Annotated in this window: 22 protein-coding genes; 13 read left to right on the forward strand and 9 right to left on the reverse strand. The window is 63.4% G+C overall.

The genetic code is table 11. The features are described from left to right. Positions 1-5: 5 nt before the first annotated feature. Positions 6-1,442, reverse strand: coding sequence for a PLP-dependent aminotransferase family protein (locus tag FJ951_RS11025; protein ID WP_140515057.1), 1,437 nt, complete (start codon positions 1,440-1,442; stop codon positions 6-8). A 225-nt stretch (positions 1,443-1,667) separates the two neighbouring features. Here FJ951_RS11025 and FJ951_RS11030 point away from each other — a divergent pair, with 225 nt between their 5' ends. Beyond that, on the forward strand, positions 1,668-3,143 hold the full coding sequence (locus FJ951_RS11030; RefSeq protein WP_246671709.1) for an acetylserotonin O-methyltransferase: 1,476 nt from the start codon (positions 1,668-1,670) through the stop codon (positions 3,141-3,143). A gap of 121 nt (positions 3,144-3,264) precedes the next feature. Then, complete coding sequence (locus tag FJ951_RS11035) at positions 3,265-3,792, forward strand: cytochrome c (RefSeq protein ID WP_140498540.1); 528 nt, start codon at positions 3,265-3,267, stop codon at positions 3,790-3,792. 160 nt (positions 3,793-3,952) lie between these two features. On the opposite strand, the gene FJ951_RS11040 is transcribed toward FJ951_RS11035, so the two are convergent. After that, entirely contained in the window at positions 3,953-5,497 is a 1,545-nt protein-coding gene (locus FJ951_RS11040) for an alpha/beta hydrolase (RefSeq protein WP_140515254.1), read from the reverse strand. A gap of 295 nt (positions 5,498-5,792) precedes the next feature. Here FJ951_RS11040 and FJ951_RS11045 point away from each other — a divergent pair, with 295 nt between their 5' ends. Continuing rightward, the gene (locus tag FJ951_RS11045) at positions 5,793-6,575 is read left to right on the forward strand and encodes a class I SAM-dependent methyltransferase (protein ID WP_246671710.1); all 783 of its coding nucleotides are present in this window, start codon (positions 5,793-5,795) and stop codon (positions 6,573-6,575) included. On the opposite strand, the gene FJ951_RS11050 is transcribed toward FJ951_RS11045, so the two are convergent. Next, entirely contained in the window at positions 6,569-7,639 is a 1,071-nt protein-coding gene (locus tag FJ951_RS11050; RefSeq protein WP_246671711.1) for an ROK family transcriptional regulator, read from the reverse strand. The two genes, FJ951_RS11045 and FJ951_RS11050, sit on opposite strands and share 7 nt — an antisense overlap. Before the next feature lie 81 nt (positions 7,640-7,720). After that, on the reverse strand, positions 7,721-8,371 hold the full coding sequence (locus FJ951_RS11055; protein WP_140498346.1) for an SGNH/GDSL hydrolase family protein: 651 nt from the start codon (positions 8,369-8,371) through the stop codon (positions 7,721-7,723). Between the two features lie 355 nt (positions 8,372-8,726). On the opposite strand from FJ951_RS11055, the gene FJ951_RS11060 reads away from it, so the two are divergent. The 5 genes from FJ951_RS11060 (at position 8,727) to FJ951_RS11080 (ending at position 14,054) form a co-directional block, all read left to right on the forward strand. Next, the gene (locus FJ951_RS11060; RefSeq protein ID WP_318013802.1) at positions 8,727-9,773 is read left to right on the forward strand and encodes a substrate-binding domain-containing protein; all 1,047 of its coding nucleotides are present in this window, start codon (positions 8,727-8,729) and stop codon (positions 9,771-9,773) included. 68 nt (positions 9,774-9,841) lie between these two features. Continuing rightward, a complete protein-coding gene (locus FJ951_RS11065; RefSeq protein ID WP_140515062.1) occupies positions 9,842-11,353 on the forward strand; it encodes a sugar ABC transporter ATP-binding protein in 1,512 nt (503 codons plus the stop codon). Between the two features lie 9 nt (positions 11,354-11,362). After that, positions 11,363-12,325, forward strand: coding sequence for an ABC transporter permease (locus tag FJ951_RS11070; protein WP_140515064.1), 963 nt, complete (start codon positions 11,363-11,365; stop codon positions 12,323-12,325). A gap of 3 nt (positions 12,326-12,328) precedes the next feature. Continuing rightward, on the forward strand, positions 12,329-13,282 hold the full coding sequence (locus FJ951_RS11075; protein WP_140498342.1) for an ABC transporter permease: 954 nt from the start codon (positions 12,329-12,331) through the stop codon (positions 13,280-13,282). An 88-nt stretch (positions 13,283-13,370) separates the two neighbouring features. Beyond that, positions 13,371-14,054 carry an SGNH/GDSL hydrolase family protein gene (locus FJ951_RS11080; protein WP_140498341.1) on the forward strand — a complete coding sequence of 228 codons (684 nt, stop codon included), beginning with the start codon at positions 13,371-13,373 and terminating at the stop codon, positions 14,052-14,054. A 228-nt stretch (positions 14,055-14,282) separates the two neighbouring features. Here the strand turns inward: FJ951_RS11080 and FJ951_RS11085 are convergent, their stop codons facing one another. Beyond that, complete coding sequence (locus FJ951_RS11085) at positions 14,283-15,191, reverse strand: hydrogen peroxide-inducible genes activator (RefSeq protein ID WP_140515065.1); 909 nt, start codon at positions 15,189-15,191, stop codon at positions 14,283-14,285. Positions 15,192-15,316: 125 nt separating this feature from the next. Here FJ951_RS11085 and katG point away from each other — a divergent pair, with 125 nt between their 5' ends. Continuing rightward, positions 15,317-17,515 (forward strand): catalase/peroxidase HPI, encoded by a 2,199-nt coding sequence (gene katG, locus FJ951_RS11090; RefSeq protein WP_140515067.1) that lies wholly within the window; start codon positions 15,317-15,319, stop codon positions 17,513-17,515. Between the two features lie 77 nt (positions 17,516-17,592). Here katG and FJ951_RS11095 read toward each other — a convergent pair whose 3' ends face one another. Then, positions 17,593-18,270: an MIP family channel protein gene (locus FJ951_RS11095; protein ID WP_140498338.1), complete on the reverse strand. Its 678-nt coding sequence runs from the start codon at positions 18,268-18,270 to the stop codon at positions 17,593-17,595. 318 nt (positions 18,271-18,588) lie between these two features. Here FJ951_RS11095 and FJ951_RS11100 point away from each other — a divergent pair, with 318 nt between their 5' ends. From FJ951_RS11100 to guaA, 4 genes are all read left to right on the forward strand, one after another. Beyond that, on the forward strand, positions 18,589-19,878 hold the full coding sequence (locus FJ951_RS11100) for an RsmB/NOP family class I SAM-dependent RNA methyltransferase (protein WP_140515069.1): 1,290 nt from the start codon (positions 18,589-18,591) through the stop codon (positions 19,876-19,878). A gap of 128 nt (positions 19,879-20,006) precedes the next feature. Next, on the forward strand, positions 20,007-20,465 hold the full coding sequence (locus tag FJ951_RS11105; RefSeq protein ID WP_027146613.1) for a PaaI family thioesterase: 459 nt from the start codon (positions 20,007-20,009) through the stop codon (positions 20,463-20,465). 134 nt (positions 20,466-20,599) lie between these two features. Beyond that, a complete protein-coding gene (locus tag FJ951_RS11110; protein WP_140515070.1) occupies positions 20,600-21,268 on the forward strand; it encodes a 5'-methylthioadenosine/S-adenosylhomocysteine nucleosidase in 669 nt (222 codons plus the stop codon). Between the two features lie 54 nt (positions 21,269-21,322). Then, positions 21,323-22,885: a glutamine-hydrolyzing GMP synthase gene (guaA, locus tag FJ951_RS11115; protein ID WP_140515072.1), complete on the forward strand. Its 1,563-nt coding sequence runs from the start codon at positions 21,323-21,325 to the stop codon at positions 22,883-22,885. 402 nt (positions 22,886-23,287) lie between these two features. Here the strand turns inward: guaA and FJ951_RS11120 are convergent, their stop codons facing one another. The 3 genes from FJ951_RS11120 to otnK are packed head-to-tail and all read right to left on the reverse strand — an operon-like array spanning position 23,288 to position 25,955. Continuing rightward, a complete protein-coding gene (locus FJ951_RS11120; RefSeq protein ID WP_140515074.1) occupies positions 23,288-24,040 on the reverse strand; it encodes a TIM barrel protein in 753 nt (250 codons plus the stop codon). After that, positions 24,040-24,693 (reverse strand): 3-oxo-tetronate 4-phosphate decarboxylase, encoded by a 654-nt coding sequence (otnC, locus tag FJ951_RS11125; protein WP_140498333.1) that lies wholly within the window; start codon positions 24,691-24,693, stop codon positions 24,040-24,042. The genes FJ951_RS11120 and otnC overlap by 1 nt, the downstream gene beginning before the upstream one ends. After that, positions 24,690-25,955, reverse strand: a complete 1,266-nt coding sequence (gene otnK / locus FJ951_RS11130) for a 3-oxo-tetronate kinase (protein ID WP_140515075.1) — start codon at positions 25,953-25,955, stop codon at positions 24,690-24,692. Before otnK ends, otnC begins: the two co-directional genes overlap by 4 nt. Between the last annotated feature and the right edge of the window lie 12 nt (positions 25,956-25,967).

The following is a 25,967-nucleotide window of genomic DNA, read 5'->3' on the forward strand; positions in this document are numbered from 1 at the left end:
GAAGGTCAGGACGGTTCACTGTCGAAACAGGCGCGCAGCAAATGCAACCCTTCTTCGATGCGGGGCGTCGGAATGGCGCCATACCCCAGCATGATGCCGGCTCGCGGTATGGCGTTCACGGCGAACCGTGACAGGATCTGGACGGCGACGCTCCGATCGGCTGCGCGGCGCGCGACCTCGGCGATCTGGTCCGCCGACATTTTCCGGGCAAGAGCGGTGAGATGGAGCCCCGTTGTCGATGGGATGAGTTCGAGATGATCGGCAAAATCATTGGCGATGGCGTTCGCGATGATCTGGTGCCGTTCCCGGTAGATTGCGTTCACCCGACGGATGTGACGCGCAAAGGCGCCCTCATCGATGAAGCGCGCGAGCGCTGCTTGCGCCGGGGTCGATGAATGCCAGTCGCTGACGAATTTCGCTTTGTGCACGGCCGCTCGCAGCGATGGCGGCGTCAATATGAAGCCCAGCCGAAGCGTCGGCAGCATTGTCTTCGAGAAGGAGCCGACGTAGATGACCCGGCCTTTTGCGTCGAGCGTCTGCAACGGCTCGAGGGGACGGCCTCCGAAACGGAACTCGCTGTCGTAGTCGTCTTCGATGATGGCCGCGTTATTTCGCTCGGCCCAGGCCAGCAGCGCCTGCCGGCGCGGCAGCGTCATCGTCACCGAAAGCGGAAATTGATGAGACGGCGTGACATACACGGCTCGGACTCCGCGCGGTAGCGCATCAACGACCAGGCCCTGGCGATCCACCGGTACACCGACCACACGAATACCCAAGGCCTTGAACAAATGCCTCGGAGGACCGTAGCCCGGATCTTCAATGGCAATTGCATCGCCCGGTGCCAGCAGGACGCGGGCCAGGACATCCAGTGCCTGCTGCGTACCGTTTGTGACAATGATGTCGTCCGCAGCCGCCCCGATCCCTCGGGAGATGCCTATGTGCCTGGCGATTGCGACCCTGAGATCGTGATGTCCGGCGGGATGCTCGTAAGTGCCGGCGGTCGCTTCGCCCGAACGCAGCGCCCAAACCACCGACCGCCGCAACGCCCCGTGCGGAAACAGCGAAGCATCGCAAAACCCGGCGTGAAAGTCGAACCGAACCGGCTCGAATGCGGGTGGTGGGGCTATCGCCTCCCAGATCTGGCGTGGCTGGAGCACGCCGGTAGATCGGCGTCCGGTCTTTTCTCGCCCGGCCGGCACGACCAATTCGCTGATGAACGTCCCAGACCCCTGCCGGGATGTCACGAACCCTTCCGCGGCGAGCCGTTCATAAACCACGGTCACGGTGGCACGCGACACGGCAAGCGTCCGCGCCAGTTCGCGGCCAGGCGGCAGAGGGTCGCCGGGCCGCAGCCGTCGATCCAGAACGGCGCGCCGTATCTGACGATAAATCTCGCCGCTGAGATTCTTGCGCCCGACCAGGCTTATGTGAAAGGTGGTCATTGTTCAGCAACTGGAATTGGTCTGACGCAGGCACTGGAATTCAGCCTGCCACCAGTCCTCCTGCGTCCTGCCGGCTTAGCGGCAGCGCCTTGCAAGTGTCGTCATGCCAATTGGAATTGGACTGGCCAAGAATCCATGAATTGGCACTTCTATCGGTCCTCTAGCCTCCTTACCATTGCTTCGGCGGCAAGGGAAGAAGCGGATGGCTGGCTATGGGAGGCTGAAATGCCTCGAGCGGAGACTCGAATCCATCACCCGTCGAGCGTGCGACTACCTTGGTCTGTGCCGAAAACCACAGTCGCGGCCCTCAAGACTTGGCAATTATCCGTCTCAAGAGGTCGGGCAATCGCGGATTTGTCCCCCGAGCTGTTGAGGGACATTCGGACCACGGGGCCGATCCTACGCCGGTCGCCACGGCTGACCCTATTCGCGCCATCGGCGCGGCCTTGCGAGCACAAGGCCGCCGCCGCTTGCTGGTGGACCATTCGATCGGCGGCATTTTCGAAACCCGCGCCGTCGAGACCACCGCGCGGCTCGAAGCTGCGAACCAACCGTCAACATTTTGGGGAGAGTGCCATGCCCAACCATCAGCGCTCTGCTACGCGCACGACAACGCTTGCCCACCAGCCCGGTTCGATCCCGGGCGAGACAGGGCTGCGCGCGGCCGACCGACCAATCGTCACCAAGCAAGAGCTTCCTTCCGCTGTCCCACTGATGGCGCTTTCGACCGGTTTCTGGGCCTTCAAGACTCTGGCCGCCGCGCACGAGTTGGACCTCTTCAGCCGCCTTGCGAGCGGCGCCGCCATCACGGTTGCCGGTTTGGCGGAAGCGCTCGGCCTGCATCAACGACCGGCCGAGATGCTGTTGACCGGCTGCGCTGCACTTGGGCTCCTGGAGAAAACGGACGGCCGCTATCGCAACACGCCCTTAAGCGAAACTTATCTCGTGAAGGGTAAGCCGTATTACTTCGGTGGCTTCGTGCAGATGGCCGACAAGCGACTCTATGCGGGCTGGGGAAGGCTTGCAGAGGCGCTGCGCACGAACCGGCCAACCACATGGGATCCGGCAGTGCAATCCTCGATGTTCGAGGGCGAGGATCCTACGATGCTGGCGCTTTTCTGGGAGGCGATGCATTCGCTTTCCACGATGACCGCGCGCAAGCTCGGCGAAGCCGTGGATCTCAGTCATTTCCGCCGCCTCCTGGACATCGGCGGCGGATCGGGCGCGTACGACATCGAGCTTTGCAAACAATATGGGGCGCTGCGTGCGACCGTGTTCGACTTGCCGCATGTGGCCGCGATCGCCGCGGGAAAGATCGCCGAGGCCGGCTTGACCGACCGCATCGAGACCGCGGACGGCAATTTCTTCGAACAGCTTCCCGGGGATCACGACGTGCATCTCCTGTCGATGATCATGCACGATTGGGACGAGGCGAAGAATCGCGCCCTGCTGCGCCGATCCTTCGAGGCTTTGCCAAGCGGCGGCGCGGTCGTCATCAGCGAGCTTCTCGTCAATGATGAAAAGACCGGCCCGGCGCCGGCCGCGCTGATGAGCCTCAACATGCTGATCGAGACGGAAGGACGAAACTACACCCCGGCCGAGTATTCGGCGTGGCTCGAGGAAGCCGGATTCAGGCACGTCGAGACGGTCTGGTTCGATGCTCCCGCCGCGAACGGCGCCGTGATCGGCCGCAAACCGTAAGGCGCAACGTAGAGCGGATCAGGTGCGCCGCAATCGGCTGGCCGGGCTGCGTAACGGCAGCCCCCGACGGGAGCACGACAAAGGTCATAGGAGAAGCCAAGAACAACCAAGGGAGAAAACCATGTTTCCAGCGTCAGTTCGTCTCGCATTGCTCACGGCCTCGGTCGTCGCCCTTCCATCATACGTCGCCGTGGCCGACGACGCGCAGGTCGCGCGTGGCGAGTACCTGGTCACGATCGCCGGCTGCAACGACTGCCACACGCCCGGCTACTTCTTCGGCAAACCCGATATGTCGCGCTTTCTTGGCGGCTCGGATGTGGGCTTTGAAATACCTGGCGTCGGTGTCTTTCCCGGTCGAAACATCACGCCCGACAGGGAGACCGGCATCGGCAGCTGGACCCCGGAGCAGATCGTCGCTGCGATCCAGACTGGCCAGCGGCCGGACGGCCGCACCCTGGCGCCGATTATGCCCTGGCCTGCTTTTGCGCATCTCACAGCGGACGATGCCATGGCCATCGCGGCGTTCCTGCAAAGCGTGAAGCCGGTAAGCAACAAGGTCCCGGGCCCGTTCAAGCCTGGCGACACGGTGTCGACATCCATGATGCGGATCATCCCGCCGGGCGGAACCGCTGCCGCTGCACCGAAATAGGCCGAAAACCGGCCTTCCACCGGACGTCGTGTTCGACGCCGCCCGGCGTCGTCCCGGAGCATGGCCAAAATGGCATCCGCGCCGGCCTCGCCATTCGCGGCCAGTCCCCACAACCATTTGCACACGCGGAACTGACGGCGGCAGATGCCGCATCCGCGCATCAACTGCTTCGTGCAAGCGCGCCGATGCTGTCGAGCAGCGGCTGTTGGTCGCCGACCCAAAACCAGTGGTCGTCACCGGCGATCTCGATGAACCGCGCGCCCGGGATCCCGGCGGCCAGGAGCCGCCCTGCCTCGACGCGCACGGCGCGGTCGCCGGACCGGTGCAGGACCACCGTCGGGGCCGAGACTTTTGCGAGCAGGGAACGGACATCGGTATCACGCAGCGCTTCGAGCAGACCCGCGACCGCGCCGGGGCTGGAGGCTGCCCTGAGCAATCCCGCCCACCAGGTCTCCGCCTGGCGGTCTCCGGAGAGGCTGGGGGCGAAGGTCTCGATTTCCGCCGGGCCGCCCCAGCCGGCGATCAGCCGCTGCTTCCACAGATCGTATTGCGCGGCGGTCAAGGCGAAGGGATAGTCCGACGCGCGGCTGCCTTTCGCGAGCGAGCCCCACAGGACAAGGCCGATGAGCCGATCCGGATGATCGATGGCGAAACGGACACAACCCGGCCCGCCTTCCGAGGCGCCGATGAGCAAGGCCCGGCTGCTGCCGGCCGCGTTCATGACTGCCAGAATATCCTGCGCTGTCGTTTCGACTGTGGCACGGACACCGACACGGTCGGAAAGTCCCATGCCGCGCCGGTCGAACAGGATCAGGCGGCCCAAGCGCGAAACCGCTGATATCCAGGCGCGGCAGCGTCTGTCTTCCCAGATACGCTCGACATGCGAAATGAAGCCGGGAACAAGCACGATGTCCGTCGGTCCGCTGCCGACGATCTGATAGGCGAGATGGATGCCGTCCACTTCGACGTAGCGCGTCCTGGGCACGTCCAAAGTGACATCTTGAGTTGGCTCCCGCACCAGGGCAAGCGTGGCCGGGTCCGGCGCTACGCCGAGTTCGTCTCGTAACAGCCGGACACAGCTTTCGGCCTGGCGCTCGGCTGCCGCCCTGTCCCCGGCCGCCAGGTGGGCGCGGATCAGGTGACGGTGCGCACTTTCGCTCAAGGGGTCGAGTGCCGCCAGGCGCGTCGCATGCACCACCCCGCTGCGTGGTTCGCCGCCGGCGATCTTCGCTTCGATGGTACGCTCCAGCGTCTGCACCAGTCGGCTACGCAAGGCCTCGCGCCTGAAAAAGACCCATTCGTCGAATTCCGGACAATCCGGGAGTGAGAAGCCGCCGAGATAGTCGCCCTTATAGATGTCGGCCGCCTCGTCGAGCGGGCCGACATTGCAGGCATGCTCGAAAATCTTGGAGTCGAGCTCGACGAAAAGCGCCGGGTGTAGGCTGAGGGATGCCCCCGTGGCGGCGATGACCTCCGTGCCGAACGCGATGCGAATTTTATGCAGTGTGCGCCGAAGGCGTGCTCGTGCGGCTTCTTCGTCGGTTTCGGGCCACAGAAGCGTGGCGGCGACCTCGCGCGCCACGGGCCCGCCGGCCTCGGCGACATAGATGAGGAGCGCGGCCGCCTTGCGCAAGGCGAGCTCCACCGGCTGCCCGTTCAGACGGAACTCCGGAAACCCCAGAAGTCGGAACTCCAATCTTTCCATCGACCCGTACGCGGCCGAGCGGGGACGTTCAGGGGACGCCGGCCTTCTATCCATCCCACGACGTCGGGCCGATCGGGCCCGATCAGGAGACTCCTTGGAGCGAGAAATGTCACCGGTCAATACTCTCAGCCAGCATTGCACGTCCGAGGCCATTGCCGGGGGTGGCGTTCCCATCGGCGTCAAGAACGCAGGGAAAGGAGGCTGAGACATGTGCCAATCCTGTCTCTCCTGGTACGCACGCTGCATTGCTCCCTACCTCGTCCACGCCGGCTGTTCGGCAAACGTGTTCGCGCGCATGCGAAGGCGCCTGATCCCGCGGGCGCAGGGCATTGTCGTCGAAGTCGGCTTCGGGTCCGGCTTGAACCTTCCCTATTACGACGCCGCCAGGGTGGAGCGGCTGGTCGGCATCGATCCCGACGGCACAATGCTTGGCCTGGCCGAACCGAAGATCCGTTCCCTGCCGTTCGACGTCGACTGCATCCGGGCCAGCGGCGAAAGGCTGCCCTTGATCGATGACCTCGCCGACACGGTCGTCGTCACCTATGCCTTCTGCACCATTCCCGACCCTGACGCGGCGCTGACCGAGATCCGCCGCATATTGAAACCTATGGGCCGGCTGATCTTCATCGAGCACGGCCAGGCCGAGGGGCCGCGCGGCCGCAGATGGCAGGAGCGGCTGAACAAGCCGTGGGGACAGATCGCCGGCGGCTGTCATCTCAACCGCCAACCGCTGCACTTGATCCGAGAGGCGGGCTTCCGCATCGTTGAAGAGGAGCGCGGGCGGTTCCCGCTGCCCTTCTGGCAATTGGGAAGCCACTACGCCGGCGTCGCGGTGCTCCGACAGGGTGACGGGCCATCACCCCAGGCCAGATCGTGCATTACGAGGTCCCACGCACATCCGCTTCCGCGCGGAATTGCCGATGACGGTCGTCGGCATCCCGTTCCTGATGCGCGAGGTCACAGAAGATGGCGTGAGGGACAGCTTCTCGCACCGGAGTTAGCCGACATTCAAACCGGGTGCATCCACGTCTCAGATGGGGCTTTGCAACCCTTCTGTTATCAGCGTTCCGATCATTGAATCATAAACCGCGAGCTGAACGGCAGGCTGGCTGCGCCGACGGCTTTCGGGCTGATGGTCACCCGCGCTGGCAACGCTTGGACAGCGGCAAATTCCCGGCCGATATCGGCGCACAAGGCCTTGGCGATTTTCTGCGGCGCATAGCTGGACAGGAGGACCGTCCTGAACTCGACAAACTGGGTCAGCGCCGAGATCGATGCTTTCAGGCGGTTTGAGCATTCCCCCAGCCATTCGGTGTAGGCCTCTCCAAGATCAGGCCACTCAGGGCTGCTGCTCCAGATGATTTCGGACGAGCGTCCGCGCATGGCCAGTTCGCTTTCCAGGCGCATGAGGCCATGATCGAAGCTGGCACTGGAGTTTCCCTTATAGATCTGGTGGTTGAGGATGAGCCTGCTCTGCAGCCTAGCTCCGAGATAGAAGAACAAATAGTCGTTCAGCGGCTTTGCGACGCCGAACATGCTCTCACCGCCGGCCGCCGCGGTGATGTCGTTCTGGACGAAGACCGGCAGCTTGATCTGCTCTTCGATCTCGCTTTGCAAAGCCTTCAGGGACGTGCTCGATCCGTTGCCGGTTGCAGCCATGGCGTCGACCTCATCGGGAACGGCCAGCCCGATACCCGCGACCCGGCTGCGCGCCTCGACCGGCAGGCTCGTCATGGCTCGCCTGATCGTCGCAAGCAAATCGCCGCTTTTCGGAAACGGATTGGCTTCATCCGCGGGCAACTGCGTGTGGAAGCGCACGGTGCCGATGAAGTCGATGAGCGCGATGTCGATCCTGCGCCGGCTGAAGCCGACGCCGACCGCGTAGGCGCCTTCCGGGTTGAGTGAAAGCGGGATGGTGGGGGGCCCGACACGGCCGCGCTGCGCCTCGCCCTGCGAGACCAGCCCTTCCTGTTCGAGGGAGCGGACGATGACCGAGGCCGTCTGCGCCGACAGACCGGTCTTCTCGCCGATTTCCATCCGCGATATGCCCTCGTTCTGAAGCAGCAGCGACAGCACCAGACGCTCGTTGTAGCTGCGCACGCTCAACGCGTTCAGCCCGCTCGCACGATCGGCGATGCGCAAGGGATTGGGTGGTGCAAACCTCATGTCAGGCAAGGGTCGCCCCATCGGTAAGAGCGCATTGCCGGGCGGCGGTATGGTTGCTCATGTCGAGCGGCTCCAGCCGATCGCATCGACCGCGCGGGCGAGTGCGATTCCAAGCAGTCTGTGCGCTTCGGCATCGATGTGAAATCCGTCCGCTTCGCTGCAGGACACCACCGAGCCGGCATCGAAAAAGTGCAGTTCGAGCGAATCCGCCAGCACCTCGAACTCGAGCGCCAGCAGCCGCGATTTCTCCGGTGCGCCGGCGAAGATGGACTTCCACTCCTTGACGTCGTCCTGCATCGGCGGCGGTGCGACGATCATGATTTCGGGTGTGGTGCCGCCCGGACCGGGCGCCAGTTCCTTGATGTCGTAGACAAGGCAGCCGATGCCCATAGCCACTTCCGACGGCGGTTTGTTGAAGCGGATCTTGAGGTCATTGGTGCCGAGCATGATGATGACGAGGTCGAGCGTCGCATGGCTCTGCAGACAGGGGCGGAGATAGGTTCTACCGTTCTTGTGTGCCCCCTCGATCGGATCGTCGTGGACGGTGGTTCGACCGCTCAATCCTTCCTCGATGACATACCAGTCGGGGCCTAGCTGAGCGCGCAGTATCCCCGGCCAGCGCTCAGCCGGGCCATAGCGCTCGAGCGGCCCCTTGCCGGGGATCTGGCCGTGTGTGTTGGAGTCGCCGTAGCACAAGACTGATCGCATGATTTTCCCGCCGGGACTGACCGCGCGCCGGTGCAGGACGAGCGCTCTTCATGATGAATAGCGGAGTGGCGAAAGGCAAGCAACGGAATAGTCATTCAACATGACTAACTATTGACAGGTCAAACCCACTATGCTTCTAAAGTGCCCGGAGGAGTTCTCGACCGTCATCATTGTCCAGCCGAAATTGGGCCTCGACACAGATGTGTTCGGGGGCGGGAGAATTGCGTGCATAGGTCGGTTCGCGACGACAGGCATGCATCGGGAGAGCGTCTCGCGGCCCGTGCGCGTCCGTACGGCTGGAGCAACCACAAGGAGGAGTTCAATGTTAGGATTGCTGAAAACCGTCGGGCTGGGGATGCTCGTTGTATCAGCGCTTGCCGTAACGCCCCTGGCGCACGCGGAAGATATCAAGCTGATGGACGGCGTCGCGCCGCGCCACGACGACACGCGCATGACCGCGGCCGGCGCATTCAAGAAGGACCCCCCCTGGGTGATCGGAATGAGCGACTTCGGCGTCAACGCCAACACCTGGACCGTGCAGGTCGCGCATGAGGCGGAAAATGCCGCGGCAAAGGACAAGCGCATCTCGAAGTTCATCCTCCTCGATGCCGGCTTCGATCAGAAGAAGCAGGTAGCCGATATCGAGGATCTGATCGCCCAGCATGTCGACGCGATCATCGTTCAGCCGGTGACCAGCACGTCCGCCAACGCCAGCATTGCCAAGGCGGTCGCCGCCGGCATCCCCGTCATCCTTCACACCGGCCGCATCGATTCCGATGCCTACACCACCGAAATCCAAGGGGGAGCCGAGCACTTCGGCAAGGTAATGGGCGACTGGCTGGTGAAGACCGTTGGCGACAACGGCAAGATCTGGGTCTTGCGTGGCCTTGCCGGCCACCCGGAAGACACCAACCGCTACAACGGGCTGCTGGAATCGCTCAAGGGCACGCATGTGCAGATCATCGCCGAGGAGCATGGCGACTGGCAGTATGACAAGGCCAAGAAGCTGTGCGAGACGCTCTATCTGAACAATCCGCAGGTCGACGGCATCTGGTCGTCCGGCGCCGACATGACGCGCGCCTGCGTCGATGTCTTCAAGCAGTTCGGCACGCCGATCCCGCCGATTTCGGGCGAGGGCAACAATGGCTATTTCGGCCAGTGGATCACGGATGGATTCAAGTCGATCTCTCCGGAATACAGCCCGGCCCAGGGTGCTGCCGGCGTGCGCGCCGCTGTAGCCCTGCTCGAGGGCAAGCAACTCTACAAGCGCTATGTCTACAACCCTGATGGCTGGGACAAGGACAAGGCCGCGAAATACTATCGCGACGACCTGACGGCCAATGTCTGGTGGCCGAGCGAACTCCCCGAAGAAAAGCTCAAGGAATATTACGGCAAGAAGTGACACGCCGTGGCCGGCGGGGAGTGGACAAGCGTCCCCGCGGGCCCTTCCAGTGGTGAAGCGAGGGTTTAGTGGCCAATCTTATCGAGATGTCGCACATTTCGAAGGCATTCGGGGGAAGCAAGGCGCTCCACTCCGTTTCCCTCGATCTGAAGGCCGGCAGCGTTCACGCCCTGATGGGCGAGAACGGCGCCGGAAAATCGACCTTGATGAAGATCCTGGCGGGCGTGTATCAGCCCGATTCCGGCGGGATCTTCATGAATGGGGAAAAGCTCGATCTGAAGTCACCGCGCGCCGCGCTCGATGCCGGCATCTCGACCGTTTTCCAGGAACACTCGCTGCTGCCTAATCTGTCGATCGCCGAGAACATGTTTCTCGGCCGGGAGCCGACGAACCGGTTCGGCTCGATCGACTATTCCGCGATGAACAGCCGAACCGCCAAGGCACTCGGCGAACTCGGTCTCACGCTAGACTCCTCGCAACTCGTTTCCAACCTGACCATTGCCGAGCGGCAATTCGTCGAGATCGCGCATTGCATCCAGGCCGACGCCGGCGTGCTTATTCTCGACGAGCCGACAGCGGCGCTCAACGCGGCCGATGTCGATGTGCTCAACCGCAATATCCGCCGCCTGCGCGATAGGGGAAAGGCAATCGTCTACATTTCGCATCGCATGGAGGAAATCTTCGAGCTGTGCGACACTGTGACGGTGCTGAAGGACGGCGCACTGGTCGGCACCAGAACGGTGTCCGAGATCACCGCAGACGAACTCATCGCCATGATGGTCGGGCGCGAACTCCAGGACCTGTTCCCAGATCGCACGGGCGACAGGGGCGGCGAAATCCTGCGCGTCGAGAATCTCAGGATCACCGAGACATCGCAGCCTCTGTCGCTGACGTTGCACAAGGGCGAGATCGTCGCCCTCGCCGGGCTTGAGGGACAGGGCCAGCAGCGCTTCTTGCGCTCCCTCATCGGCCGCTACCATCCTTTTGCCGGGACGATTTCCATCAACGGCAAAACGCTCGACATGCCGCTCTCGACATCATCAGGCGTTCGCCATTTGCAGCAGCTGAAGGTCGGTTTCGTCCCCGAGGACCGCAAGGAGGAGGGGCTCTTTCTCGCTTTGCCGATCGCCCACAACATCGCCATCGGATTGCATTCGAGGCGACGCGAACTTGCGCCGGCGCGGCCCTATCGAAGCGTCATCGCCCGCATGATGGATGTCATGAACATAAAGGCGACAGGGCCGTCCGCTCCGGTCGGTTCGCTGTCGGGCGGCAATCAGCAAAAAGTACTGCTCGGCCGCTACCTCGCCGCGGATCTCGATCTTCTCCTGGTGGAAGAGCCGACCCGTGGCGTCGACATCGGCGCCAAGTCCGAGATCTACCATCTGCTGCGCGACTTCACCCGCAAGGGTGGCGCGGTGCTGGTGCTGTCGCGCGAGACGATCGAGCTGATCGGGCTGTGCGACCGCATCTATGTCGTCCACCACGACACAGTCGTGGCCGAAATGCCGGCAGCACAGGCGACGGAGCACAAGATCCTCGACGCGGCCCTGACGGGCGGCTCGGCGCGCCAGCACTAGGGGCCTTCCATGTATCGTAGCCTGTCCAACATCGTGAGTGGCCGGAACACACGGCAGGGCCAATGGGGTCTGCCATTGTTGGTTGCCTTGCTCATTTCGCTGTGGCTGTCGGTTCAGACGACGCAGTTCGCAACGGCCGAAAACCTTTTCAACCTGGTTGCGCAGGCGATGCCGCTGGTCATCGCGGCGGCCGGACAACTCGTTGTCGTGCTCGTCGGCGGGCTCGATCTATCGGTCGGCTCGGTCATCAGTTTCACGACGGCGGTGCTGGCGCTCGACCAGCCGGCGATCGTGCTGATCCCGGCGGTCTTCGTGCTGGCCGCATTCATCGGGCTGATCAACGGCCTGGCGATCACCCGTTTCAACGTCCATCCAATCATCGCCACGCTATCGACGCAGTACATTGTCCTTGGCATCACGCGCATCTTGCGTCCCGTCTCCGGCGGCACCGTTCCGGAGATCGTCATTGCTGCCGTCTCAGGCAGTTTCCTCGGTATTCCTTATCCGGTCTTTTGGGGAATCGTCGTGATGCTGTTGGCCTGGAAGCTGCTCTACGGATCGCGATACGGCCTGCATCTGTTTGCGATCGGCGGCGGCATCGCGTCGGGGGCCGAAAGCGCTGCCCGCAATTTCGGCGTCTCCGATCGCCGCAACATCATCCTCGCCTATGTGGTCTGCTCCTGTTTCGCGGCCGTTGCCGGTGTCTTCCTGGCCGGGCGCATCGTGTCGGGTGATCCAAATGTCGGGTTGCTTTTCGAACTCGACACGGTCACCGCCGTCGCACTTGGAGGCACCCAGCTTTCAGGCGGAATCGGCAGCCTGCACGGCACGGTGATCGGCGCGCTTGTGATGGCACTGCTGGCCAATGGCATGAACCTCGCCAACGTCTCGCCCTTTGTCCAGACGGCGATCAAGGGCGGCATTCTCTTGGCCGTGGTCGGGCTGCAATCCCGCAAGAAGATGGGGCTCTGAGCGATGACTGCCGTTCTCGCAAACCCGATCGCCCGGCGTCTGCTTCGCATACCGCCGTCCTACTTTGTCTTCCTCGTGCTTCTGGCCACGCTGTGGGTCGCACGGCCGAACATGCTCAACCTCAACATCATGGGCATCTTCATCAGGCAGATCGTTCCGCTCGGCATTCTCGTGCTGGGGCAGCTCGTCGTCATGCGCGTGAAGTCGATCGACCTCTCCGGCGGCGGCATCATCCTGCTGATCAACTATTTCATCTCGTCGGGCAGTTTCCCGGGCGCGTCGCTGCCCTTCTTCGTCGTACTGGCGCTCGCCACGGGCCTCGTCATTGGCCTGTTCAACGGCTTCATGATCGGCATCCGGCGGGTGTCGGCCGTCATAGTCACGCTGGCCGTCAGCATCATCCTGGTCGGACTGGTGCAGTTCCTGTCGAGCGGCAATCCACCCGGCGATGTGCCGAAACTGTTCAACGACCTCTACAACACGAAGTTCCTGTCGGTTCCGACGCCGGTGCTGTTCTGGATCATGCTGACCGCCGCGGTGTGGCTGCTTCTGTCGCAGACAGTGTTTGGTCGTTACGTGGCCTCTGTCGGCGAGAATGCCGAAGCCGCCCATTTTTCCGGCGTGCCGGTCCAGCGCACGGTCATCCTGGCGCATACGCTCGCCGGCCTGATCGCGGCGATCGCGGCCCTGGTACAGACAGGTTCAATCGCCGTCGGCAGCGTGCGCGTCGGTCTCGACCTGCCGATCCTGGCAGTCGCGGCGACAATCCTTGGCGGCGTCGCCTTCGGTCGCGGCGACGGCGGCGTCTGGGGACCTTTCTTCGGCTCGCTGTGCTTCGCGCTTTTGTTCGTCGTGATGACGGTGCTCGGCATCGACGAACCCGGCAAGCTCATCGCCCAGGGCGTCATCATCCTCGGTGCGGCGATCTTCTACGGAGTGCGCGTGCGAACCTCCTGAATCGAAACAAGGCAAGCCGGCACCGGCGTTAGGGCTGGATCGATAGATCTGCACGTTCAGACAACTGCAAACAGATGGAGAAACATGGATGTCACCGCCAAAAAACATCATGTGCTACGGCGACTCGCTGACCTGGGGCTGGGTTCCGGTCAAGGAAGGGTCGCCGACCTACCGCTACCCCTATGATCAGCGCTGGACGGGTGTTATGGCGGCGGCGCTGGGAGCGGGCTACCATATCATCGAAGAAGGGTTGAGCGCGCGCACGACCTGTCTCGACGATCCCAACGATCCGCGCCTCAACGGCGCCAATTATCTGCCCTCTGCCATCGCCAGCCATCTCCCGCTGGATCTGGTCATCGTCATGCTGGGCACCAATGACACGAAGTCCTATTTTCGCCGGACACCCTACGAGATCGCCAACGGAATGGCGAAACTGGTCGGGCAGATCCTGACGAGCGCCGGCGGTATCGGCACGCCTTATCCGGCTCCGAAGGCGCTGGTCATCGCGCCGCCGCCGCTGACCCCGATGCCCGATCCCTGGTTCGAGGGTATGTTCGGCGGCGGCCACGAAAAGTCCAGGGAGCTGGCCAGGCAGTACAAGGCGATGGCGGATTTCATGAAGATCGACTTTCTGAATGCCGGCGATTTCGTCACCACGGACGGTATCGACGGCATCCATTTCACCGCTGGCAACAACGCCGATCTCGGCCGCGCGGTCGCCGACAAGGTCAAGTCTATTCTTGAGCCAAGCCGCGCCAGCACCGCCGCCTGAAGTCGCGACGCCCGCCGGCTTGCGCAACGGGCCGGTTCGCAGGCGTGTCGCATTCTTCCTGTATGCCATTATGGACCCAACGATGAGCCCGGTCCGTAATTCTGCCCAACACGTTCCGTGGCACTTGACCCACTTGCTTTTATGAAGACGAGCTATCCACTCAAGCCGTTCAACAAGCGCACATTCGAGGTTTGCCTGGGCCGATAGCCAGCTTGGGCTCCTCGTCCTTCACACCGCCTGCACCGCCGCCGCCAATCCTCGGATGATCTTCGCCAGCTCCCTGCACTCATTGTGCAAGGTGCTGTTGCGCCGCCAGGCAAAGCAGATCGTGCGCTGCGGCATGGGTTCCTGGAACGGCACGATCTTGAGATCGGGGATAGTGCCGGCAGGTCCCGTGGCCATTTCCGGGATCAGCGTCACGCCGAGCCCGTGCGCCACCATCTGCAAGAGCGTGGTCAGGCTGGTGGCGCCGTAGCTTGCCATCGCCACCGGCCGCACATTGCCGCAGACAGCCAGTGCCTGTTCGCGCAGGCAATGGCCTTCCTCCAGCAGCATCAGCCTTTCCAGCGCCGGGCTTTCAGGCGGCACCGGCGGCGAGGCGAAAGCCGGATCGCCTGACGGCACGGCCAGGAAAAACCGGTCGGGGAACAAAGCCTCGGTCACCAGGCCGGGATGGTCGAGCGGAAGCGCGGCGATGAAAGCATCGAGCTTTTGCGACGCGATGTCCTCGACGAGCGAGGCGGTCACCGCCTCGCGCAGTTCGAGCATCAAGTCCGGGAAATGCATTTTCAGCTCGGGCAGCGCACGCGGCAAAAGATAGGGCGCGACGGTCGGAATGATGCCCAGCCGGAAGCGCCCTCCCATGGCAGGGCGGCCACGCCGGGCGATGGTCTCGACCTCGCGTATGTCGGAAAGGATGCGTTCGATGCGCGGCAAAAGGGCTGCCGCCTCGTCGGTCATGCGCACCGATTTGCCGCCGCGTTCGAACAGCCGGCAGTTCAGCCGCTGCTCCATTTCCGCGATCTGCGAGGACAGCGCCGGCTGGCTCACGCCTGCAAGTTTCGCCGCACGCCCGAAATGCAGCGTCTGCGCAAGTGCGTCGAAATAATGCATCTGGCGGACGGTTAGGCCTATCATAAGAAAATCCTATTGAAAGGAACAGGAAAGGCAATTTGTTTTTATCGGCAGGCTGGCCTAGTCTGGAATCATTCCAGGATGGCGGCGCTGGCTGCCCGGAACCCTCGGCAAAATTGGAGTGCAAGATGGACGCGAAAACCGACGACAACAGCGCGGGCAAATGCCCTGTCGCGCATGGACCCGGTGCCAGGACCAACCGTGACTGGTGGCCCAACCAGCTGGACCTCGGTGTTCTCCACCAGCAGTCGAACCTCTCCGACCCGATGGGCGAGGACTTCGACTATGCCAAGGAGTTCGCGAGCCTCGATCTCGACGCGGTGATCAAGGACCTGCACCATGTCATGACGGATTCGCAGGATTGGTGGCCGGCCGACTTCGGCCATTACGGGCCGCTGTTCATCCGCATGGCCTGGCACAGCGCCGGCACCTACCGCATCGGTGACGGCCGCGGCGGCGCCGGCGCCGGCCAGCAGCGTTTCGCACCGCTCAACAGCTGGCCTGACAACGCCAATCTCGACAAGGCGCGCCGCCTGCTGTGGCCGGTCAAGCAGAAATATGGCCGCAAGATTTCCTGGGCCGACCTGCTGATCCTCACCGGCAATGTCGCCCTGGAATCGATGGGCTTCAAGACCTTCGGCTTCGCCGGCGGCCGCGCCGACGTCTGGGAACCCGAGCAGGACGTCGATTGGGGATCGGAAACCAAATGGCTCGACGACGAGCGCTACTCCGGCGACCGCGAGCTTCGCGGCCATCTCGGGGCCGTGCAGATGGGCCTGATCTACGTCAATCCGGAAGGCCCGAACGGCAAGCCTGATCCGCTTGCCTCGGCACGCGACATCAGGGAAACCTTCGGCCGCATGGCGATGAATGACGAGGAGACGGTGGCGCTGATCGCCGGCGGCCACACCTTCGGCAAAACCCATGGCGCCGGCGATGCCTCGCTGGTTGGCGCCGAGCCGGAAGGCGCCGGCATCGAGGCGCAGGGCCTCGGCTGGTCGAGCAAGCACGCGTCAGGCATTGCCGGCGATGCCATCACTTCGGGGCTCGAGGTCACCTGGACCACGACGCCGACAAAATGGAGCAACAACTTCTTCGACAACCTGTTCAACTACGAATGGGAATTGACGAAAAGCCCGGCCGGCGCCCATCAGTGGACGCCGAAGGGCGGCGCCGGTGCCGGCACGGTGCCGGACGCGCATGATCCCTCCAAGCGCCGCGCGCCGGCCATGCTGACCACCGACCTCGCGCTGCGGGTTGACCCGGCTTACGAGAAGATCTCGCGGCGGTTCCACCAGAATCCGGATCAGTTCGCCGACGCCTTCGCCCGCGCCTGGTTCAAGCTCACCCATCGCGATATGGGCCCGGTCGTTCGCTACCTTGGCCCGCTCGTGCCGAAGGAAGAGCTGATCTGGCAGGATCCCATCCCGGCCGTCGATCATGAACTGGTCAGCGAACAGGATATCGCATCGCTGAAGGCCAAGATCCTGGCCTCGGGCCTGTCTGTTTCCGAACTGGTCTCGACCGCCTGGGCTTCGGCCTCGACGTTCAGGGGTTCCGACAAGCGCGGCGGCGCCAATGGCGCCCGCATTCGGCTAGCGCCGCAGAAGGACTGGGACGTCAATCAGCCTGCTGAATTGGCCAAGGTGCTTGCCACGCTCGAAGCCATCCAGAAGACCTTCAACGCCGCACAGACCGGCGGGAAAAAGATCTCGCTGGCCGATCTGATCGTGCTCGGCGGCGTCGCCGCGATCGAGAAGGCGGCGAAGGATGGTGGAAACGAGGTGAAGGTGCCGTTCACGCCGGGCCGCATGGATGCCTCGCAGGAACAGACCGACGTCGCCTCCTTTGCCGCGCTTGAGCCGAAAGTCGACGGCTTCCGCAACTATGTCCGGGGGCCGCAGCCGATGTCGATCGAGGCGATGCTGGTCGACCGGGCACAGTTGCTGACGCTGACCGCGCCGGAGATGACGGTGCTGGTCGGCGGCCTGCGGGTGCTCGGCGCCAATACCGGCAAGTCCAGGCACGGCGTTTTCACCGACAGGCCGGGCACGCTGACGAACGACTTCTTCGTCAACCTGCTCAGCATGAACACGGTCTGGGATCCGGCCGCCGGGTTGGATGAGATCTACGAAGCGCGCGACCGCAAGACCAAGGCGGTCAGGTGGACCGGCACCCGCGCCGACCTGATCTTCGGCTCACATGCGCAACTGCGTGCGCTGTCTGAGGTGTACGGGTCCGCGGATGCCGGGCAGAAATTCGCCAGGGATTTCGTTGCGGCGTGGACCAAGGTGATGAACGCCGACCGGTTCGATATCACCGCCTGATTCAGGCGGAATTTTTCCACCCCATAAAAAAGGCGCGAGGCTCGGCCCCGCGCCTTTTCTTGTCCAGGCTTTCGAAATCAGTCCTTTTCGAAGACGCGCGCCTTGGCGACGACGCCGGCAATGGCGCCGCCGATCAGCGGCGCGACGATGAACAGCCAGAGCTGGCTGATCGCGGCGCCGCCCGAGAACAGCGCCGGGCCAATGGAACGGGCCGGATTGACCGATGTGCCGGTCACCGGGATCATGGCGAAGTGGATGCCCGCCAGCGTCAGGCCAATGACCAGTCCGGCGAAGGCCGTCGCATGCCTTTCCGCGGTAACGCCGAGGATCACGGTGACGAAGGTGAAGGTGCCGATCAGCTCCCACAGGAACGCGGAAGAGACGCCCCATTTCGTCTCGTCCCAGCCATTGGCGCCGAAGCCGCCAGTGTGTCCCCCGGCCTGGCCGGAGACGATGATCCACAGCGCCAGCGATGCCAGGATGGCGCCGATGATCTGCGCGATCCAGTAGGGGATGACGTCCTTGGCCGGCAACCGGCCGGCAAGGAACACGCCGAGTGTCACAGCCGGGTTGAGATGCGCGCCCGAAATGGGGCCGATCGCGTAAGCGGCCGCGATAAGGCCGATGCCGAAGGCCAGCCCGATGCCTTCTTGTCCCAGCGGCAGCGCGCCGCCGAAGCCGCCCGTCACCACCGACGCGGTGCCGATGAACACCAACAGGAATGTGCCTAGAACTTCCGCCAGATAAGTCTTCATTGCCCTCTCCTCGTGACGATCCGCCGGTCAAACGCTTTCCGCGCCGCGAATCATGGTGGTAAGAGTATTCCCAACCAAAAAACTTGGAAAGCTGAGCTGTCGTATCCCTACCGTGCTTGCAGCCCCCAGTTAAGAACATTAGAGAGCTTGCATCTATTGACGAACTGCTGTTGACCGCACCGGAAGATTTACTGCTCGAGCGGTTTTCGCCGATCCCAACAGGCGGCCTGCCGTCGCGAGAGGGGGCGGGGTTCAATCTCACCGTGAAAGGCTCTAAGAGCAGACCGAAATGATGCGCTCGATTTGGTGGACTGAAGAATGCGACTAGGCGGACGGCTGGCTGCGGCCATCGAAGTGCTGGAAGACATTGGCCGGCGTCACCGGCCGGTGGCCGATGCGCTGAAGGACTGGGGCCTGTCGCACCGTTTCGCCGGCGGCGGCGATCGTGCGGCGATCGGCAACATCGTCTACGATGCGCTACGCCGCAAGCGCTCGGCAGGCTGGCTGCTGGGCGAGGACACGCCGCGCGCCATCGGCTTCGGCGCCCTGCTGCTCGAATGGGGCCAGACCGCGCGCTCGCTCAACGAAGCGCTCGACGGCGACAAGTTCGCGCCGCCGCTGCTGACGCCCGCGGAACTCCAGGCAACCGACGAGCGGCGGGTTGCCGACGCGCCGCCCGCGGTGCGCGCCGACATACCGGATTGGTGCGAGCCGCTTTTGCAACGCGCGTTCGGTGAGGCCTGGGTCGAGGAGGGCGCGGCGCTCGCCACCCGCCCGCCGCTCGACATCCGCGTCAACACTTTGCAGGCCGATCGGGCCAAAGTGCTGGCGGAACTTGCCGAAACCGGCGCCAAGCCAGCCCAAATCGCGCCCCAAGGCATTCGCATACCGCCGATCGACGGCGACGGCCGGCATCCCAACGTGCAGGCCGAGCCGGCTTTCCAGAAGGGCTGGTTCGAAGTCCAGGACGAGGGATCGCAAATCGCCGCCGCTCTTGCCGGCGCCGAGCCTGGAATGCAGGTGCTCGATTTCTGCGCCGGCGCCGGCGGCAAGACGCTGGCGCTGTCGGCGGCGATGGGCAATACGGGTCAGGTCTTCGCCCATGATGCCGAGAAGGCGCGCCTGGCGCCGATCTTCGACCGCATCCGCCGCTCGGAAAACCGCAACGTGCAGATCGTCACCAAGCCGGCGGAATTGTCGCCGCTCACTGGCCATATGGACCTCGTCCTGGTCGACGCGCCTTGCACCGGCAGCGGCACCTGGCGGCGGCGCCCGGACGCCAAATGGCGGCTGACGCAAAGGCAGCTCGACGCCCGCAAGGGCGAGCAGATGGCGATCCTCGATGCCGCAAGCAGCTTCGTCAAGCCGGGTGGCCTGCTGGTCTACGTCACCTGTTCGGTGTTCGACGAGGAGAATGGCGACCAGGTCGCAGCGTTTTGCCAGCGCAATGGCGGTTTTGCCCCGGTCGACCATCGCCGGCTCTGGGACAGCCGTTTTCCCGGCCATGAAACGGCGATGCGGCTCGGCGCGCTGGGCGGTATCTGCCTGTCGCCGGCGCTGAGCGGCACCGACGGTTTCTACATCTGCGCGCTGCGTAGGGCTTCCTGAATGGAGCGGAAGCGAAACTTGCGCTTCCGCTCTCGAGATCAAATTGCTGCAGTGCAGCATTGGATGATTGCTTGCCGCTCACGCCTCTGCAATAAGCTTTTCCGGCAAAGGTGAAAGCAGCGACGGCCATGGCAGCAAAGATCGTACCCGCTCCGGACTATGAGGACCGCGTCAGGGCGTCCTTCGCGCGCCAGCAGGCGATGGCGACCATCGGCGCCGAATTGACGCTGGTGACGCCCGGCATCATCGAAATCGAAATGCCCTATTCGGCCGCACTCACCCAGCAGCATGGTTTCCTGCATGCCGGCGTCATCTCGACCGCGCTGGACTCGGCTTGCGGCTATGCGGCCTTCTCGCTGATGCCGGAGAATTCCGGCGTGCTGACCATCGAGTTCAAGGTCAATCTGCTGGCGCCGGGCAGGGGCGAGCGCTTCCTGTTCCGCGGCTCGGTGACCAAGCCTGGCCGCACCATCATCGTCGCCGACGGCCAGGCCTATGCCTTCGCCGCCGACGGCGAAGCCAAGTTGATCGCCACCATGACCGGCACCATGATGACGATGGTGGGCCGCGACGGGATTGCTGGGTGAATGGCCGGTTCGCCGCAGGCGAATTCATCGTGCCAGTGGCACGATGAAAGGCCACGAACGCCGGGAGCTGCCGGAGGCAGCGGGTCCCGGCGAGCAGGTGGTGGAGACAGCAGGACAGGGAGGAGTAAATCATCATGACCGATAAAGTGTCGCGCCTGTCCGGCAAGAACGTCCTCTTCGTCATGGCGGTGCAGGCCGAATACGGGCCGCATCTACAGCGGCTGTTTACCCCGCTGATGACCGGTGTCGGCCCGGTCGAGGCAGCCGTCCGGCTTGGCGCCGAATTGTCTTGGCTGAAGTCGCAAGATGCGCTGCCGGACCTCGTCGTGTCGCTCGGCTCCGCCGGCAGCCGGACCTTGGAGCAGACGGAGATCTACCAGGCCATCTCGGTCAGCTATCGTGACATCGACGCCTCGCCGCTTGGCTTTGAGAAAGGCGCGACGCCATTTCTCGATTTGCCGGTTACGGTGCCGCTGCCGTTGCGCATCCCGGGCATAAAGGAGGCGACGCTGTCGACGGGCGGCGCAATCATCACCGGCGCGGCCTTTGACGCAATCGCGGCCGACATGGTCGACATGGAGACCTTCGCCTGCCTGCGCGCCTGCCAACTGTTCGAGGTGCCCCTGATTGGGCTGCGCGGCATTTCCGACGGCGCGGCTGATCTCAGGCATGTCGGCGACTGGACCGAATATCTGCACGTCATCGACGAAAAGCTGGCGGATGCCGTCATGCGCCTCGAACAGGCGATCGGCTCGGGCTTGCTTCGGACGGCATCTCCCGGTGACGTGACGGGACCGGTCTGAAAGTCAGGTTCGCAACCCATTGCGTCGACTCGTTTCTTTCTCTAAACGCTCGCCATGAAAACAGCCAATCAACCCGACACCGTCCTGATTGTCGATTTCGGCAGCCAGTTCACCCAGCTCATTGCCCGCCGCATCCGCGAGGCCGGCGTGTTTTCCGAGATCGTGCCGTTCCAGTCGGCCGAGGCGGCATTCAAGCGCATCAATCCAAAAGCCGTGATCCTGTCCGGCGGTCCGGCCTCGACCACGGATATCGGCAGTCCGCGGGCGCCGCAGATCGTCTTCGACGCCGGCGTGCCGGTGCTCGGCATCTGCTATGGCCAGATGGCAATGTGCGTGCAGATGGGCGGCGTTGCCGAAAGCTCCAACCATCGCGAATTCGGCCGCGCCTTCGTGGAGATCGAGAAGGAAAGTCCGCTGTTCGAGGGCCTCTGGGCAATCGGCCAGCGTCACCAGGTGTGGATGAGCCATGGCGACCGCGTCATCTCCTTGCCCAAGGGGTTCGAGGTGTTCGGCAAGTCGGAAGGCTCGCCCTTCGCCATCTTCGGCAATGTCGAGCGCAAGATGTATGGCATCATGTTCCATCCGGAAGTGGTGCATACGCCCGACGGCGCCCGGCTGCTCAGGAATTTCGTCCACAACATCGCCGGCATCGAGGGCGACTGGACGATGCGCGCCTACCGCGAGCACGCGGTCGAGGCGATCCGCAAGCAGGTCGGCAAGGGCAAGGTCATCTGCGCGCTCTCGGGCGGGGTCGACTCCTCGGTCGCCGCGCTGCTCATCCACGAGGCCGTCGGTGACCAGCTCACTTGCATCCTCGTCGACCATGGCCTGATGCGTAAAGACGAGGCCGCCGGCGTCGTTTCGATGTTCCGCGAACATTACAATTTGCCGCTCATTCTGGTGAACGCGTCGGATCGCTTCATCGGTGCGCTCGAAGGCGAGGCGGATCCCGAGAAGAAACGCAAGACCATTGGCCGGCTCTTCATCGAGGTGTTCGAGGAAGAGGCCAAGAAACTCGGTGGCGCCGATTTCCTGGCGCAAGGCACGCTCTATCCCGACGTCATCGAAAGCGTCTCCTTCACCGGTGGCCCGTCGGTGACGATCAAGTCGCACCACAATGTCGGCGGCCTGCCCGAGCGCATGAACATGAAGCTGGTCGAGCCGCTGCGCGAACTGTTCAAGGACGAGGTCCGCGCGCTCGGCAAGGAACTCGGCCTGCCCGAGAGTTTCATCGGCCGCCACCCGTTCCCGGGCCCGGGCCTTGCCATACGCTGCCCCGGCGGCATCACGCGCGAGAAGCTGGAGATCCTGCGCGAGGCCGACGCCATCTATCTCGACGAGATCCGCAAGGCGGGGCTGTACGACGCCATCTGGCAGGCCTTCGCCGTGCTCTTGCCGGTGCAGACGGTCGGCGTCATGGGCGACGGCCGCACCTACGAATTCGTCTGCGCGCTGCGCGCCGTCACCTCGGTCGACGGCATGACGGCAGATTTCTATCACTACGACATGGCCTTCCTGGGCGCCGCCGCCACCCGCATCATCAACGAGGTCCGCGGCATCAACCGCGTGGTCTATGATGTGACGTCGAAGCCGCCGGGAACAATCGAGTGGGAGTGATTCAGGCCCACTCAAACGCCGCCGAAAATACGCCAATCCGCGACGTAACTGTCTGATAACAAATATAAATCCTATCTGGGGCAATCAGCCACAATCGGTGCGCAGAGAAGATCGCCAACCCCGGCTGATGACGCGAACGACGTCTTTGCGCCGTATATCAGTCGAACAGACTTGCTCTGCAAACTTCTGAAAGGGGACATTTGTCCCTGATCGCAGCATAGCAGCATATGACCCTGGCAGTTGCATTGGCCCCTCGAACGCAAGGTCGGCTTTCTAGCCTAAGGCCATCCCGAACGCGGCAGATCCGCTATCGACCGGGTGTTCTCACGCCTCCTGTCTGGCGTGGATATCGGCTCCACCGGGGCCGAAAGCGTGCCGCGCCAAGCACGCGCACTCAGGCCTCTAGTGGTCGAAACGCTTCATCCAAGCAAAGGAATCGGTAGTGGGGCGATATTCGGCGCCGAATGCGCCATCATAGCCGGCGTCCGCGATTGCGCGCAGGAGCCAGCCATAGTCCACCTCGCCGTGATCGGGCTCGCTACGATCCGGTACGGCGGCGAATTGGATATGGCCGATCTTGTCGGAAAATTGCCTTACCGAGTTAAGCAAATCGCCTTGAATGATCTGCATGTGATAGCAGTCGAACATTACCTTTACCGCACCGTCTGTCGCATCGATCACACGCAATGCGGTGGAAAGGTCGGAGAGGAAATAGCCCGGCGCATCGCGCGGGTTCAGAGGCTCGATCAATATGCCGATGTTGTGCCGTGCCGCCGCCTTCGAAGCGTACCGCAAATTGCCGGTGAACGTCGCGAAGGCTTCGTCACCGATTGCCTTTCCTGCCATCACATGGATGTTGCGACAGCCTGTTACGGCTGCCCATTCAATCGCCTGGTCGATCGCCGCGCGCGCTTCCGTTTCACGGCCCGGCAGCGCGGAGAGGCCGAAATCACCCGCCCCAACATCCCCCCGGGCCGTGTTGATGCCAAGCAGCGGAAGACCGGTTTCGGCGAGCAGCGCCGCGACCACCGATGCGTCGGTATCGTACGGCCAATGCATCTCGACCGCCGCGAAACCGCGCCGCTTGGCCGAGCGGATCGCATCCGGAAGCGATAGGTCACGAAAGAGAAATCCCAGATTGGCCGAAAGTTGCATCAGTCGTCCCACTCCACGTCAAAGTGTTCCACCAACTCGCGAATTTGCGGAGCCGCGAGGATCCTGGGCCGCAAGCCCTGGGTGAGAAGCGTGAGCTTGGCCGTTTCCTCAAGTTCCTCCATCGCGTAGGCGGCGGCTTCGAGATCCTTGCCGGCGACGACGGGTCCGTGGTGGGCCAGCAATACGGCCGACCGTTTCCCAGCGAGTCCGCGCACGGCGTCTCCCATCGCCGGATCGCCGGGCCGGATGTAGGGCAGCAGTTTCACCTTTCCCAGCCGCATGATCGAATAGGCCGTCAGCGGCTTGAAGACGCTGTCGGGATCGATGTCGGGCAGAAGCGAAACCGCGACAGAATGGGTCGAATGAAGATGGACGACCGCTCCGGTGCGCGCGCCGCGTGTCTCGTAGAACGCCTGATGCAGCGGCATCTCCTTCGTCGGCTTGTCGCCGTCCAGGAACCGTCCCTCAGCGTCGAAGAGCGACAGGCGGGCGGGGTCGAGCGCGCCAAAGGACGATCCTGTCGGCGTGACGAGCAGCCGACCATCGCCGAGGCGGGCGGAGATGTTCCCCGAGCTTCCCGCAGTGAGGCCCCGCGCGAACATGGACGCAGCGATGCTGCAGATCTGATCCCTGAGTCTTGTTTCATCGCTCATCGTAGAACGCCTCCCGTAAGGACGTCGGCTGCCTTTTCGAAGAACCCGGCCGAACCGAAATTGCCCGATTTAAGGGCGAGCACCATATCCGGGTCACGGGCCTTCAACGCCGGAACACCGGGGTCGATCTCCGGTCCGATCTCGAATGACGAAATGTTGAGCGCTGATACGACGGCCCCCGATGTCTCGCCGCCCGCCGTAACCAGCCGGCGTACGCCACGCGCCGAAAGCTGACGCGCCAGTTCGCCGAAAAAACCTTCAACCGCCGTCGCGACGCACTCCTTCCCGTAGCGGTTCTGTGCGGCGGCCACGGCTTCGGGATCGGCCGACGAGAACACCAGTGGCAAGCCGTGGTGCTGATGGCCGATCGCCCACTCGGCATATTCAACAGGATTGGCCGTGCCGTCCACGACCGCATCCACCTCCACAATGCGCGTCGGATGGTTTTTCCGGTGCTCGGCAATCTGGCGCCGGCTCATGGTCGAGCACGAACCGCAAAGCGCGGCCCCTGGCCCCTGTATTCCCTTCCAATGCGTGGCCGCCGTGCCGATCAACCCGGCCCGACGAAGGTTGGCCGGAAGTCCCAGCGCTATTCCCGAACCGCCGCTGAGCAGAACATCGGCTTCGGCAGCCTCGCCAATGGCGATAAGGTCCTTGTCCTGGATGGCGTCGACCACGACGTAGCGAGAGCCGCTGGCGGATGCCGCCTTCAGAGCATCCCTGATTGGGCCGCTTCCTTCCGCCACGACGCTGTAGGGGACATGACCGATCCCGCGCGCGGTCTGTCGCGCAAGCCAACGCCGCAGATCGGGATCCGTCATCGGCGTAAGCGGATGCTTCTCCATGCCGGATTCGCTCAACAGCTGATCGTTGACGAAAAGATGCCCCTGGTAGATCGACCGGCCGGTTGCGGGAAACGCCGGACAGACGATCGCGCGTGCCGCTCCCAACGCGTCGCCAAGAGCGTCCAGCACGGGACCGATATTGCCTTCGGGCGTCGAGTCGAATGTCGAGCAGTACTTGAACAGATATTGGCGGCAGCCTTGGCGTCGAAGCCACTCCAACGCCGCGAGCGACTGCTTCACCGCCTCCGAGGCGGATATCGTTCTGGTCTTCAGGGCAACGACGCCCGCGTCAACCGAGCGGTCGGAGGCGGTGTTGGGAACGCCGTTGTACTGGACCGTGCGCATGCCCCCCTTTGCAAGCGTGTTGGCCAGGTCGGAAGACCCGGTGAAATCATCGCCTATGCAGCCCAGAAGCATCGGAATTCCCCA

Source organism: Mesorhizobium sp. B2-2-3 (assembly GCF_006442405.1).
Taxonomy (GTDB): Bacteria; Pseudomonadota; Alphaproteobacteria; order Rhizobiales; family Rhizobiaceae; genus Mesorhizobium.